We start from the raw sequence: 13721 nt of genomic DNA on the forward strand, positions 1-13721 counted from the left end.
ATGGCCCCGCAATGCCGCCGCCACGCTCCGGGTCCCGCCGCACGTCCCCCTCCCGAACGGGCCTCGTGCGCAGCGCTCGACCGGGACGCCACCGACGGCGCGCCCCGACCGTCCGCGCCGGCGGCGGACTGAAACCGGCCCCGTCCGGGGACCACAGGACCGTCGGCGACGCCCGGGACCACGGGACCTTCACCCACCTGCCAGTCCCGGTCCTGAAGACCGCCACCATGCGCGTGACCGGCCCGACCACGGACTACTACGGCGGTACCGCGCGCGCTCGGTCCGCAGGGCGTCGACGGTGTCGCGGCCGGCGGCGACTCCGGGGGACCCGCGATGGCCGGCGGCGCCGTGGTCGGTGTCGCCTCCACCAGCGACCGTCAGTCCGCTTCGCAGTACACGGCCACCGCCGCGTACACGAGCTGGATCCAGTCCGTGGCCTCCTCCAGCTGCCCCGGCGCCCCCGCAGGAGGGGATGCGCCGCCGGCGCGCCCAGGGCGGTCCGGCGTCCCCCGATGAACTCCCGCGCCACCGGCCCCCACCGCGGCGTCGCCCTGGCCCCGCCCCTCCTGCCTCCGCATTCTCGGCCCCGCCGGGCCCGGTCCCGACACATGAAGGGCAGTAATGAAGCAGTACGTACGGCTGGGTATGGCCGACACCGGGACGGCGGTGCCGTTGACGGCGGTCCCGGCGGCGCACGCCGTGTCAGCGGCCGAGCCCACCACGGCGCGGCGTGCGGCCGCGCAGGTCACACTCCGCTACGACGACAGCCGGGCGGGGGCTGGGAGCGGGTGATCTCGGCCGGGGTCGCCGGGTGGAACGGCAGCGTCGGCAACGTCAAGCTGGTCGAGGCCGCCCCGGGCGCCCGGGCGTAGATCGTGATCGTGGCCACCACCGGCTGGCCGCAGGCCACGCTCGGACCGGTCCGGCCGGGTGGCCAGGTCCGGGGCGGACTCGGCAGTCAGGCCGTCGCCCAGGGCTACGACGAGACCCGCATCGTCGCCCACGAGCTCGGCCACGACTTGGGCCTGCCGGACACCGATCCCGGCCCCTGCTCGCAGCTGATGTCGGGCTCCAGCGCCGGTACGAGGCGCCGTGACGCGGCCGAAGGTTTCCGGTTCGACAACGCGTACGCACCCGCCACCATGGCGCGCACCCCGGCCGCGGTCCGCGTCCTGGTGGACGCGCCCTGACCGTACCGCCCGCCTTGCTCACCAGGCCGTGAGGTCCACCGCCCGGGTGCAGTGGCTTCCAGCTCACCCGACCCGCCGCGTACAGGCAGAGCCGGTGGGGTGGTTCTTCCCCCGGAGACGTCGAGGCCGGCTGATCGGGGAACGGGAAGCGATCCAGCCACTTTCGCGGAAAACGGTTTCCGGTCAGCTTGCCTCTCACGAGAGGTGCCTTGCGCCATGGCAAGTGTTGCCCTGCGGCATGGTTTGAGGGGGAAAGGTCGGCCGCGGATTTGACCTGTTCTCGCCCGTGTGTGCGAGGGGATGGGGGGCAGGCCCCGGCCGGTCGGAGCGCCGCTGTGGCAGCGTGTGCGGCTCCAGCGGCCGATGGGGCTGCTGTGACATCTCTTCTCGTGGGGGGAAGTGCATGACTTCGCGTGCTTCCGGCACGCCTTCTCGGCGTGCCCGGATATCGGCAAGACACTCACTGATCGCGGCGGTCGCGGCTCTCGCGCTGGGCGCATCCGCGCTGCCGGCGCTCGCCGCCTCACCCGCGCCCGGTCCGGGCGCCGGCTCGGTCTGGGGCAAGAAGACGGCGCCTCTGGAGATCCCGCCGGTCAAGGTGGGATCGACCAAGCCCCTGCCCGGCAAGCCCGAGGCGGCGCCGTCGAAGGAAGAGGCGGCCTGGCGGGCGGCACAGGAAGAACGCGTCCGCACCGGCGGCGTCCCGTCGAACGGGGGCCGGGTCTCGGCCAACCGCACGGCCGACGAGACCGGAACCCTGGTCTGGGTGCCCGAGGGACAGGGCTCGATTCCCTGGCACCAGATCTCGGACTTCCGCATCACCGATTCCCTCGTCGCGCGGATCAACCTGTCCAACGGCAACCTCATGCTGGCCGCGACCGACTTCGAAGTGGCGGGCGTCGGCCAGAAGTTGCGCCTGGCCCGTACGTACAACTCTCTCCAGGGGCCCTACGGCAAGGTGTCGGACCGCTGGTGGCAGGAGTACGAACGCTACCTGCACGTCTTCACGAACTCGGTCGTCCTCTACGACGCGACGGGTGACTCGCTGTCCTTCACCAAGAACGCCGACGGCACCCTCACCACGCCCAAGGGTTACTCGAAGGACCTGAAGGAGAACGCCGACGGCACCTACACACTCACCCATCGCAAGTCGGGTGTGAAGGACACCTATGACGCGAACGGGACGCTGACGAAGGTGACCGACCGCAACAAGGGCACGATCACGGTCGACCAGCACGACGAGACCGGCGAGCACAAGGGCTTCAAGCTGACCGAGACGCGCTCGGGCCGCTGGATCGACCTGCTCAAGACGTACCCGAACCAGTGGCAGGCCAAGGACCACACCGGCCGCACCGCCGTCTTCGACCTCGACGCCGGCGGCAACCTCTCGCGCACCACGGACACCGAAGGCAAGACCACCTCTTACGCCTTCGACGCCGATGGAAGGATCACCAAGGTCACGACCCCGGAAGGGCGGGTGACGGTCTTCGCCTACGACTCCGAGAACCGGGTCGTCTCCATGCTGCGGGCGACCCAGACCGGCGCCTCCGGACACACCGGCCCCACCTACACCTACGCCTACACCGGCGTCTATCCCTGGGACGCGGGGACGACGACCGTCACCGACCCCGAGCAGCACGCCACGAAGTACGAGCACGACGGCGAGGGCAAGGTCACCAAGGTGACCGACGCACTCGGCCACTCCCGTTCGAAGACCTTCGACGGGAACAACAACGTGCAGACCGCGACGGACGCGATGGGCGTCGGCGGCACCGGTGGCAATGTGACCACGTACGGCTGGGACACCCGCAACAACCTCACCTCGGCGAAGCTGCCCACCGGAGCCACTGCCGCCGTGGCCGGTTATCAGACGCTCTCGGGCGCGGACCTGCCCGGCTCGATGACCACCGTCGACGGGGAGAAGACGGACTACACGTACGACACGGCGGGCAACACCAAGTCGGTCGCCGTGACCGGCACAGGCGGCGGAACCCAGTCCTTCGACTACAACCCCGCCACGCCGACCTGCGGCGGCTTCGAGGGCCAGCGCTGCAAGGTCACGACGAAGATGTCCTCGACCAAGTCGGTCTCCACGTCCTTCACGTACGACGCCAAGGGCAACCTGATCAAGGTCACTCCCCCGGCCCCGCTCGGCGTGACGACGTACACCTACGACGACCTGGGGCGGCCCGCCTCCTCCAAGGACGGCCGGGGGGTCACGACCCTCTACACCTATGACCACCGCGACCGGATCGTGAAGGTCGACACCTCCGGCTACGCCACGGTCAGCTACTCCTACGACGGAGACGGGAACCTCACGCTGCGCTCGGACGGCACGGGTGTCACCGCCTATGCCTTCGACCCGCTGTCGCGTGAGACCGTCCGGACCCTGCAGAACGGTTCGCAGACCCGTCTGACCTACACCCCGGCCGGCAACGTGGACACGTACGAGGACCCGGCCGGCCTGACCGACTACACCTGGAACGCGGTCAACAAGCTCACGCAGCTCAAGGACCCGACCGGCAAGGTCACCACGTACACGTACGACAACAACGACACGCGCACGAAGACCACGTACCCGGGCGGGACCGCCCAGGAGGTCACGCTCGACAAGTCGAGCCGTCCGGAGCGGATCCGGACGACATCGCCCAAGGGCACGCTGGTCGACCTCGCCTACACCTACGGCTACGACCACGACGCCAGCACCACCACCCCCCTCAAGGACGGCGGGAAGATCCGCACCCGCACGGACGCGGTCGCGGGGATGAGGACGACGTACACCTACGACGGCGCGGGCCGGTTCTCCTACGCGAAGGAGGAGAAGGGCACCACCCTCAACTCGTCCTGGCAGTACTGCTACGACCTGGCCGGCAACCTCACCTCCCAGGGCGTCGACCCCGGTTGCCCCCGCGGCACCACCTACACGGTCAACGACGCCCAGCAGATCACCGCGAAGAACGGCGTCGCCACGAACTGGTCGTACGACAAGGTCGGCAACGAGACCGCCGGCGCCTCCACCCCCGAGGGCACCCGCACCGGCGAGACCTGGTCCGACTACTCCCAGATGACGTCGATCACCGTGGGCGGCAAGACCTACACCGGCCAGTACGGCTCGACGGACCAGAGTGAGCGGATCAAGCTCGGCGACACGTTCTTCCACAACGGGCCGCTCGGCCTCTCCGCGAAGAGCCTCGGCGGAGTCGACATGGGGTTCAACCGCGAACCCGGGGGCACCCTGAACTCCATGACGACCGGCGGCAAGTCCTACTACTACCTCACCGACGCGCTCGGTTCGGTCGTGGCGCTCGCCGACGAGGCCGGCACGAAGGTCAACTCGTACTCCTACAGCCCCCGCGGTGTCCAGCGCGCCGGGACCGCCGAACAGGTCCCCCAGCCCTACCAGTTCGCCGGCGGCTACCACGACGCCACCGGCCTCTACCACTTCGCCGCCCGCTACTACGACCCCAACATCGGCCGCTTCACCAGCACCGACCCCTCCGGCCAGGAGAAGAACCCCTACCTCTACGCCGAAGGCGACCCCGTCAACCGCATCGACCCGTCCGGGCTGGCCTTCTTCGACGCGGTCGGCAAGGGCTTCGACATGTACGACATCGGCAGCATGGCCAAGGACGTGTCCGAGGGCAACTACAAGGACGCCCTGGCCACCGGGGTCGGCCTGGCGGCGGGTGCCGCCGCCGAAGCCGGGTGCGGCGCGGCCGCCGTCGCTGCCAGCGCACCCACCGCAGGCGTGGGCGGACTGGCTGTCGGCGCCACCTGCTTCGCCGTCGGATACGGGGCTGGCGAACTGGGCGAGAAGGCCGCGACCAGCGTCCTGAACTAGGCACCGAAATCGATCAACAGCAACGGGAGGACAGCATGTCGTACGGCCAGTTCCTGGCCAAGGGCGCCGGCGAGGGCACTCCGCCCTTCTGGATCATCGTCATCGCCCTGGTCGTCATCGTCGGGGTGGCGTTCCTGGTGAGCAAGGCCCGCAAGAGGTAGCACCACCCTCCGGACACGCGGGACGTGCGGCACTCCGCCCGGCTGGTTCCCTACCGGCCGGGCGAAGTGTTGCCCACATGGGACGCGCTCCGAGGGCCCGGGCCTGCCCGGCCGCGCCGCACCGCCGTCGGCGTGAGGCGGCCGGGGAGTCTGCGTCCGTCAGGTCACGAGGCGAATCTCCTCAGGTCCGCGGCGAGTGAGGCGATGGCCGCGGGGTTGCGCGGGCTCTCCACCAGTTCCGCGTAGTCGAGGACGACGATCCGGTCGTTCTTCACGGCCGAGACGCCGGCGAGCGGCGGATAGGACTTCAGGAACGTGCGCTTCTGCTCCGCGGTGGTGTCACCGTAGTCGTTGATCACGATCACCTCGGGGTCGCGCTCGACGACCGTCTCCCAGCCGACCGTCGCCCAGCTGTCCTTGAGGTCCTTCATGACGTGATCGCCGCCCGCCTTGGTGATGATGTCGTGCGGCCCGGCGTACAGGCCCGAGGTCAGCGGCTTGTCCTGCCCGTCGTCGTAGAGGAAGACGCGCGGACGGTCAGCGCCCTTCAGGGCCTTCGCCTGTGCTTCGGCCACCGTCTTCTCGAAGTCCGCGATGAGGGCTTCCGCGCGATCCTCGACGTCGAAGATCTTCCCCAGGTTCCGCAGGTCGGTGTACAGCGCTTCGAGCGGCGGCATCACCCCGCGGGCCTTCCCCTGCCCGTTGCGGCACGACTCGCTCAGCACGTACGAGTCGATGCCCACCTTCTCCAGCTCGGCGGGGCTGAAGCCCTCGCCCTCGTTGAAGCCGTAGTTCCAGCCCGCGAAGACCAGATCGGCACGGGCGTCGAGCACCAGCTCCTTGTTGATCGTCTTCTTCGAGAGCCACGTCGTCCTCTGGTACGCGTCCTTCCAGGGAACGGAGGTGAGGTCCCCCCGGTCGTCGGGCATCACGTAGCCCGCCATGCGGTTCTCGAGTCCGAGCGCGAACATGATCTCGGTGATACCGACGTCATTGGTGACCACGCGCTGGGGCGCCTTGTCGAAACTCTTCTTCTGGCCGCAGTTCTCGACGGTGACCGGGTAGTGCCCGCCGCGCGCCTTGGCACCCCCCTCGCCGTTCTCCGGCGTGACCTGCGCGCCGCAACCGGTGAGCACCAGGGCGGCGGCGAGGGCGAGCGCGGCGGGACGTACGTGGTTCGGCATGGTGGCGATGACTCCTCAAGAGGTGGGACGGGAGGGCGGAAGACGGTCGAAGAGCAACTGCACGACGCCGGACTCGGGATGCGGCACCCGGTGCGCCCGTACGCCGAACACCTCGGCCAGCAACGCGGGCGTGAGCACGTCGTGCGGAGCGCCGGAGGCGACGATCCGGCCGCTCTGGATGACGTAGAGCAGGTCGCAGTGGAGCGCGGCGAGGTTGAGGTCGTGCAGTGCCATGAGCACGGTCAGGCCTCCCCCAGACTCCGTCCGGGGGGACCCCCAGCCGCGCACGAGGGCCAGGACCTCCAGCTGCTGGGCGATGTCGAGGTGGTTGGTCGGCTCGTCGAGGACCAGGACGCGGGGCTGCTGGGCGAGCGCCCGGGCGATCAGGACCCGTTGCTTCTCGCCGCCGGAGAGGGTGAGGAAACCGCGGTCCGCGAGGTGGCCGGCGCCGACCCGTACGAGCGCGGCCTCGCACGCCTTCCGGTCCTCGTCGGTGGCCCGGGCCACCGACCGCTGGTGCGGCAGCCGCCCCATGGCCACGACCTCGGCGACGGTGAAGTCGAACTCGGTGAGGGCCTCCTGGGGCAGGGCGGCCAATCGGCGGGCGCCCTCGCGCGCGCTGAGGGAGTGCACGTCCTCCCCACCGAGCCGGACCGTGCCCGCCGAGGGGCGCAGAGCGCGGTAGACACAGCGCAGCAGGGTGGACTTCCCGCTGCCGTTGGGGCCGACGAGGCCGACGACCTGACCCCCGTCGGCACGGAGCGTGGCCTCGCACACCAGCCGCGCGCCGGCGACCTCGACCGTCAGCGCGTCGATGTCGATCCGCATCACTTGCCTCCGAAGGTGTAGGAGCGGCGGCGCATCAGCAGGACGAAGCACGGGACGCCGATGGCGGCGGTCACCACGCCCACCGGCAGCTCGACGGGCGCGAGCACCACACGCGAAAGGATGTCCACCCAGATCAGCAGAACAGCTCCGGCGAGGGGTGCGACCGCCAGCAGCCGGCGGTGGTCCGCGCCGACCAGCATCCGTGCGGCGTGCGGCACCATGAGGCCGACGAAACCGATCGCACCGCTCACCGCGACCACGGCCCCCGTGACGGCGGCACAGACCAGGAACAGCTCCTTGCGCAGCCTCCCCGCGTCCACCCCCAGGGCGGCCGCGGTCTCGTCCCCCATCGCCAGCGCGTTCAGGCGACGCGCTGACACCGTCAGGTGGGTGAGTCCGGCGAGCACGGCTCCCGCGGCGATCGGCACGGAGGCCCAGCTGGCTCCGCCGAGGCTGCCGAGCAGCCACATCATCGCGGAGCGGGCCGCTTCGCCGCGTTCTGCCGCGAACACCATGAACGTGGTGACGGCCGAGAAGCCGTAGTACATCGCCGTGCCCGTCAGCACGAGCCGCAGCGGGGTCAGGCCGTCAGCGGTGCGGGCGATCGCGTAGACCAGCGCCATGGCGAGGAGCGCGGAGAGGAAGGCCGCCGTGGACAGAGCCCACAGACCGAGAGCGCCGAAGGCTCCGAAGAGGAGGACGGCATTGGCACCGACGGCCGCGCCGGAGGAGATGCCCAGGACGAACGGGTCGGCGAGGGCGTTGCGGACCATGGCCTGTACGGCGACTCCGATGGCCGACAGGCCGGCTCCGACGACCGCGGCCAGCACGGCTCGCGGAAAGCGCAGTTCCCACACGATCGTGTAAGCCGGGACCTCGTCCGGCGATACGGCGCCGCCTGTCAGCCCGGCCCACAGGAAACGCAGCACCTCGCCCCAGGACAGTCCCGAGGCTCCCATCCCGGCCCCGCACACGACGGAGAGCAGGAGTCCGACGCAGAGGACGAGAAGGAGAAACGGCAGGGACACGCGCTTGGACCGCGCGGGCTCGGCCCCGCTGCGTCCCGTGGGGAATGACGGCGCGGGTGTGCGTTCCAGGGGTGTGACCACCGGCGGGTCGCCTTCGCTCGGGCCGTGCACCTGCACGAGCAAAGGAGCAGCCCGGGACGCGGGGCGCCCTGCGCAGCACCCTCTCGCAGTCCACGGCGATTCGACAGGGGCCTTCACCACCGCGGGTAATCGGGCTCACGGCGCCACGACTTGGGCTCCGTCCACCGTTGCGGGTCAGCGCCGGACTTCGACCGGACTTCCCCCGCGGGGCGCTCGCAGCATAGCGCGTGCGGCAAAGCCCTCTTCGGTCGGATGACAACCCGGCGTCCGCAACGGGTCCGGCGTCGACTGCCGCGTACCACTCTTCCTTACCGGAAGAACTGAGCGATCACACTGGGTTGAGATGCGGCTTCTAGGGATCTTGTGCTGTCCGCTCTCGACTCCTACCATCCATGACGTTCGAAGGTTCGATTTACGTTCGCAGTATCGAACGTGACCTGGCTGAAGCGGCTTTCGCATGGCGTACATGCCGTCCCCCACACGCCGAATGCCGGACTTGGAAGGGTGTACCTGGCCTTAGTGCCCGATCGCCTCCTGGAGCTTCGTGTGACGTCACCCGCACCATGCCCACGCCCGCGCCCGTACCGCGCGGCCGTGCTCCTCCTGTCAGGCCTGGCGCGGCCGGCCCGTCGTCCAATGCGTAGGCGGCGCCCGGGACACGCCGTATCCCGGCCCTGTCCTGCCGCCCCCACCCGGCCAGGTGACCCCACGGACCCGCGTCGGCACCTTCGACCGAACGACCGTGAAACCGAAGTGGGCATGGAACCACACTTCGGACAACGGCCTCCCCGCGTCTGACCGGCTGCTCAACCCCCGACCCGCAGCACCAGGAAGGGCCACACCATGTCCAGTAGCGACGTCCGCAGGCCAACGGCTCACCCGACCGCAGCGAGACCACCCGCCACCGGTACCAGACTCGCCCGGGCAACCTGGGTGCTGATCCTCATGGTGGCGTTCGCCGTCCTTCCTGCCGCGGTGCATCCCACGGCGGCCAGGGCCGACAACCCGATCGTGCAGCACGTCTACACCGCCGACCCGTCCCCGCTGGTGCACAACGGACGGGTCTACCTCTACACCGGGCACGACGAGGACGGCTCCACCTCCTCCTTCGTGATGAAAGACTGGCGGGTGTGGTCCTCCGCCGACATGGTCAACTGGACCGACCACGGCGCACCGCTCAGCCTGAACACCTTCAGCTGGGCGGGCGCCAACGCGTGGGCGGGCCAGGCCGTCGAACGGGGCGGCAAGTTCTACTGGTACGTGCCCGTGACGGTCCGGGCGACCGGTGCCTTCGCCATCGGCGTGGCGGTGGCGGACAGCCCCACCGGACCGTTCCGGGACGCCCTCGGCCGCCCGCTGCTGGAGAACACCGAGTTCGACCCGACCGTCTTCATCGACGACGACGGTCAGGCCTACCTCTACTGGGGCAACCCCAACCTGTGGTACGTCAAGCTGAACGCCGACATGACCTCCTACTCGGGCAGCCCCACCAAGATCCCGCTCACCACCTCAGGATTCGGCACCCGCACCGGCAACCCCGACCGTCCCACGCTGTACGAAGAAGGGCCGTGGGCCTACAAGCGGAACGGTCTGTACTACCTGGTGTACGCGGCCAGGTGCTGCCAGGAGTTCATCGCCTACTCCACGGCACCGAGCCCGACCGGACCCTGGACCTACCGGGGAACAGTCATGCCCGCGCAGGGCAACAGCTTCACCAACCACCCGGGCATCGTGGACTTCAAGGGCAGTTCGTACTTCTTCTACCACAACGGCGCCCTCCCGGGCGGAGGTGGCTTCACCCGCTCGGTAGCCGTGGAGAAGTTCTCCTACAACGCCGACGGCACCATTCCGACCATCAACATGACGAGCACGGGTGCCCCGCAGGCCGGCCCACTCGATCCGTACGTCCGCCAGGAGGCCGAGACGATCGCCTGGGGTTCCGGGATCGAGACCGAATGGACCAGTGACGGCGGAATGAACGTCGGCTGGATCGAGAACGGCGACTACACCAAGGTCAAGGGAGTGGCCTTCGGGTCCGGTGCCTCCTCCTTCGCCGCACGCGTCGCCTCGGCCACCAGCGGCGGCACCCTCGAAGTGCGCCTGGACAGTCCGAGCGGGTCGATCGTGGGCCGGTGCGGTGTGCCGAACACCGGTGGCTGGCAGTCCTGGACCACGGTGACCTGCCCAGTGAGCGGCGTGACGGGAACCCGTGACCTGTACCTGACGTTCAGCGGCGGCAGCGGCTACTTGTTCAATGTCAACTGGTGGCAGTTCACCCGCGCCGCGTAGCCGCCACCGCCAGTCGGGGCCCGCGGGCACCTGGTGGCCGGACCGGCCCGCACCCTCGTCCGCGACGCGGCACCACGGCTGACCTTCAACCGCTGGTCTTCAACCGCTGACCTTCATCGCTTCCGTGCCCGGCCCCGGGGGACCACTCCCCCGGGGCCGGGCGCGGGCGCCGCTCCGCAGCCGTCCGGTCGGTGGCGGGGCACGAGGGCGAGTCCCAGGAGGGGGATCGTCGCGAGGAGGAGCCAGGGGGCAGGGCCGTCATGGTCGAGGAGCGCTCCGATCGGGGCGCCCGCGGCGAGGACGACGAGGCCGGAGAGGGAGGAGAGCGCCCCGGTGGCCAGGCCGATGCGCGTCTCGCCGGTGAGGTCGGGAAGGAGCGCCCGCGTGGCGGGAAGCACCAGCATCTGACCGAGGGTGAGCAGCACGGTGAAGGCGACGGCCCCCGCCGGGCCGTCGAACGTCCGCAGGGCTCCGGTGACGGCGAAGGCGGCGGCGATCAGCAGCAGTCCGGCGCGGATCATGGCCGGGCGGCCGAGCCGGGTCGCGGTGAGCCGTTCGACGGGCGCGGAGCCGACGACCACCAGCACGGAGGAGAGGGCGAAGAGCCAGCCGAGCGCGGCCTGGGAGCCGGTCGCGCGGTCGAGTTCGGCGGGGAGGGCGAGGTAGAGCTGGTTGTAGGCGAGGAGATAGGTGGAGTAGGCGAGGGCGAGGAGCAGGAAGGAGCGGTTACCGAGGACCGTCCGCCAGGGGGCACGCGGCTCCGCGTCCGCCGCCGGCGGGGTGCGGCGCGGCAGGAGCTTGGCGTGGGCGGCGAGAACGACGAGGAAGACGCCCGCCCCGGCCAGGCAGGCGGTGCGGAAGTGGCCCGCACCGCCGCCGTACAGCAGGAGCGTGCCGAGGACGGGCCCGAGGAGCGCGCCGGCCTGACCGCCGGCGGAGAAGCGGGCGAGGGTGTGGGTGCGGCGGGGGCCGCCGTCGCGTTCGGCCCGGAGCGCTTCGCGCGCGATCTCGGACTCCACGGCGGGTGAGAAGAGCGCGGCGGCGAAGCCGACCGTGACCACCGCGCCGATCACGGTCCAGGCGGTGGCGGCGAAGGCGAGCCAGACGAAGCCGGCGACGCGCAGGGCGCAGCCGACGAGGACGACGGGGCGCGGGCCGTACCGGTCGGTGAGGGCGCCGCCGACGACGAACAGGCCCTGCTGGCTGAAGGTCCGCAGCCCGAGGACGAACCCCACCAGGGCGCCGCCGAGTCCGAGGGCGCCTCCAAGGTGGTCGGCCAGGTAGGGGAGGACGGCGAAGAACCCCACGTTGAAGGCGAACTGGCTGGCGACGAGGAGCCGGGCGAGCGGGGACATGCGGTGGGTGCCTTCGGGGTGCTGTGGGAGGGACGGAAGGGGTGCTGCGGAAGGGGTGGGTGGGGGCGGACGGGTGCTGCGGGAGGCGGCGGTACCCGGGGGCGGCCCCAATGGTTGAGAATTCACCTACCCGAGTAGAGTTCGGTAAGCCTACCCTTATAGCCTGCTGTCGCCCGGGGCTCCTCCCCCTCCCCCGGGCGCTTCCCCCGCTCATTCGACAGGACCTCCCATGCGCGCCACCACCCGCGGGCTCCTCACCGCCCTCGCCCTCACTCCCCTGCTGGCCGGCTGTTTCGCGCCGAGCCAGAACTCGGGCGGGGCCGACGGCGGCGGGCAGGAGGACGCGGCGCACCGGCTGCGGGTCGCCCTCGCCGTGCCGCCGGTCAAGGCCCTCTCCCCGTACAGCAACGACGCCACCGTGCTGAACAAGCTGTCGGTCGCCGAGGGGCTCACCGCCCTGGACGCCAAGGGCGCCGCCGCCCCCGCGCTGGCCACGTCCTGGAAGCGGGACTCCGCCACCGTCTGGACCTTCGAGCTGCGCCGCGCCACCTTCCAGGACGGCACGCCGGTCACCGCGCAGGCCGTGGTCAACGCCCTCGCCCACGCCGGCCGGGCCACCCCCAAGCCGCGCGTGCTCAGCGACGTGGACCTGACCGCGCGCGCGGCCGACGCCGACACCGTGACGCTCACCACGAAGAGCCCCGACCCCGTCCTGCCGCTGCGGCTCGCCAGCCCGGCCCTCGCGATCCTGTCGGCGAAGGCGTACGCGGCGGACGGCACCGTGACCCCGGTCGGCACCGGCACCGGCCCGTTCCGCATCACCCGGCTCACCGGCAAGACCAAGGCCACGCTCGACCGGTACGACGGCTACTGGGGCGGCAAGGCGAAGTCCGCCGGCATCGACGTGACCTGGATCGCCGACGGCACCGCCCGCGCCAACGCCCTGCGCTCCGACGACGTCGACATCGCCGAGTGGATCCCCACCGCCCAGGCGAGGCTCCTGGACGAGGGGACCCGCCACGAGGTGCCCTCCGTGCGCACCGACAGCCTGATCCTCAACACCGGCGGCGGCCTCTTCGCCGACGCCGCCCTGCGCGCGGCGGCCCGGGAGGCCGTGGACGGCTCCGCCCTCGTCGGCTCCGTCTTCGGCGGCTACGCCGACCCGGCCCAGGGCCTGTTCGGTCCTGCCGTCCCCTGGGCCGCCGAGCGGCGCGTCGCGGTGACCGGCCGCGCCCCGGCCGCGACGGCGGACCAGGTGAAGGCCGCGACCGCGGGCCGGACGCTGCGCCTGGCCACGTACACCAACCGCGCCGAGCTGCCCGAGGCGGCGAGCGTGCTCCAGCAGCAGCTGGAGAAGGCCGGCTTCACGGTGCAGCAGGACATCCGCGAGTACACGCAGATGGAGGCCGATCTGCTCGCCGGGAAGTACGACGCCCTCGTCTTCTCCCGGGTCACCCTGCTGGACACCGGTGACGCCGTCTCCTACCTCGCCAGCGACTTCACCGGCACCGGCGTCTACAACATCGCCGGCCTGAAGGACGCCGCGGTCGACCGGGCCGTCCGCGCCGCCGCCGAGGAGAGTGACATGGCGCAGCGCCAGCGGAAGGTCATGGCGGCCGAGGCGGCGATCCTGCGGACGGACGCGGTCGTGCCGCTCGTCCACGAGAAGGTCGTCCAGGGCATCGCCGCCGGTGTCGAGGGCGTGACCCTCGACCCCCGCGAGCGCGCCCTGATCACCCTCGACACCCGCCGCAAGTAACGGGA

Annotated in this window: 8 protein-coding genes, 2 pseudogenes and 1 riboswitch; of the genes and pseudogenes, 6 read left to right on the top strand and 4 right to left on the bottom strand. The window is 70.9% G+C overall.

Annotation, left to right across the window (positions count from 1 at the left end; translation table 11 throughout):
* Positions 1–212: 212 nt before the first annotated feature.
* The 4 genes and pseudogenes from ACFY60_RS27920 to ACFY60_RS27935 form a co-directional block, all read left to right on the top strand.
* Positions 213–438, top strand: a pseudogene (locus tag ACFY60_RS27920) (trypsin-like serine protease); the annotation flags it as partial.
* Between the two features lie 183 nt (positions 439–621).
* Positions 622–1190: pseudogene (locus ACFY60_RS27925) on the top strand (snapalysin family zinc-dependent metalloprotease).
* Positions 1191–1593: 403 nt separating this feature from the next.
* Positions 1594–5031: an RHS repeat-associated core domain-containing protein gene (locus ACFY60_RS27930; protein ID WP_388616312.1), complete on the top strand. Its 3438-nt coding sequence runs from the start codon at positions 1594–1596 to the stop codon at positions 5029–5031.
* Between the two features lie 35 nt (positions 5032–5066).
* Positions 5067–5192 carry a hypothetical protein gene (locus tag ACFY60_RS27935; protein ID WP_388616315.1) on the top strand — a complete coding sequence of 42 codons (126 nt, stop codon included), beginning with the start codon at positions 5067–5069 and terminating at the stop codon, positions 5190–5192.
* Positions 5193–5356: 164 nt separating this feature from the next.
* On the opposite strand, the gene ACFY60_RS27940 is transcribed toward ACFY60_RS27935, so the two are convergent.
* From ACFY60_RS27940 to ACFY60_RS27950, 3 genes are read right to left on the bottom strand one after another with little or no spacing between them, the layout of a single operon-like run.
* On the bottom strand, positions 5357–6376 hold the full coding sequence (locus ACFY60_RS27940) for an ABC transporter substrate-binding protein (RefSeq protein ID WP_388616318.1): 1020 nt from the start codon (positions 6374–6376) through the stop codon (positions 5357–5359).
* A 15-nt stretch (positions 6377–6391) separates the two neighbouring features.
* Complete coding sequence (locus tag ACFY60_RS27945; protein WP_388616321.1) at positions 6392–7204, bottom strand: ABC transporter ATP-binding protein; 813 nt, start codon at positions 7202–7204, stop codon at positions 6392–6394.
* Positions 7204–8301 (bottom strand): FecCD family ABC transporter permease, encoded by a 1098-nt coding sequence (locus ACFY60_RS27950; protein ID WP_388616502.1) that lies wholly within the window; start codon positions 8299–8301, stop codon positions 7204–7206. Before ACFY60_RS27950 ends, ACFY60_RS27945 begins: the two co-directional genes overlap by 1 nt.
* A gap of 114 nt (positions 8302–8415) precedes the next feature.
* Positions 8416–8563: riboswitch (cobalamin riboswitch) on the bottom strand.
* A 725-nt stretch (positions 8564–9288) separates the two neighbouring features.
* On the opposite strand from ACFY60_RS27950, the gene ACFY60_RS27955 reads away from it, so the two are divergent.
* The gene (locus tag ACFY60_RS27955) at positions 9289–10602 is read left to right on the top strand and encodes a glycoside hydrolase family 43 protein (protein ID WP_388616324.1); all 1314 of its coding nucleotides are present in this window, start codon (positions 9289–9291) and stop codon (positions 10600–10602) included.
* A 113-nt stretch (positions 10603–10715) separates the two neighbouring features.
* Here ACFY60_RS27955 and ACFY60_RS27960 read toward each other — a convergent pair whose 3' ends face one another.
* Positions 10716–11957: an MFS transporter gene (locus ACFY60_RS27960; protein ID WP_388616326.1), complete on the bottom strand. Its 1242-nt coding sequence runs from the start codon at positions 11955–11957 to the stop codon at positions 10716–10718.
* A 229-nt stretch (positions 11958–12186) separates the two neighbouring features.
* Between ACFY60_RS27960 and ACFY60_RS27965 the strand changes: the two genes are divergently transcribed.
* Positions 12187–13716 (top strand): ABC transporter substrate-binding protein, encoded by a 1530-nt coding sequence (locus ACFY60_RS27965; protein ID WP_388616328.1) that lies wholly within the window; start codon positions 12187–12189, stop codon positions 13714–13716.
* Positions 13717–13721: the final 5 nt, after the last annotated feature.

The sequence above is a fragment of the Streptomyces sp. NPDC012827 genome (assembly GCF_042900905.1).
GTDB classification, from domain to species: domain Bacteria; phylum Actinomycetota; class Actinomycetes; order Streptomycetales; family Streptomycetaceae; genus Streptomyces; species Streptomyces gulbargensis.

Excerpts from the sequence above, each read along its gene's own strand:
- ACFY60_RS27965 (WP_388616328.1), top strand. The coding sequence starts at position 12,187 with ATGCGCGCCACCACCCGCGGGCTCCTCACCGCCCTCGCCCTCACTCCC.
- ACFY60_RS27940 (WP_388616318.1), bottom strand. The coding sequence starts at position 6,376 with ATGCCGAACCACGTACGTCCCGCCGCGCTCGCCCTCGCCGCCGCCCTG.
- ACFY60_RS27945 (WP_388616321.1), bottom strand. The coding sequence starts at position 7,204 with ATGCGGATCGACATCGACGCGCTGACGGTCGAGGTCGCCGGCGCGCGG.
- ACFY60_RS27935 (WP_388616315.1), top strand. The coding sequence starts at position 5,067 with ATGTCGTACGGCCAGTTCCTGGCCAAGGGCGCCGGCGAGGGCACTCCG.
- ACFY60_RS27960 (WP_388616326.1), bottom strand. The coding sequence starts at position 11,957 with ATGTCCCCGCTCGCCCGGCTCCTCGTCGCCAGCCAGTTCGCCTTCAAC.
- ACFY60_RS27930 (WP_388616312.1), top strand. The coding sequence starts at position 1,594 with ATGACTTCGCGTGCTTCCGGCACGCCTTCTCGGCGTGCCCGGATATCG.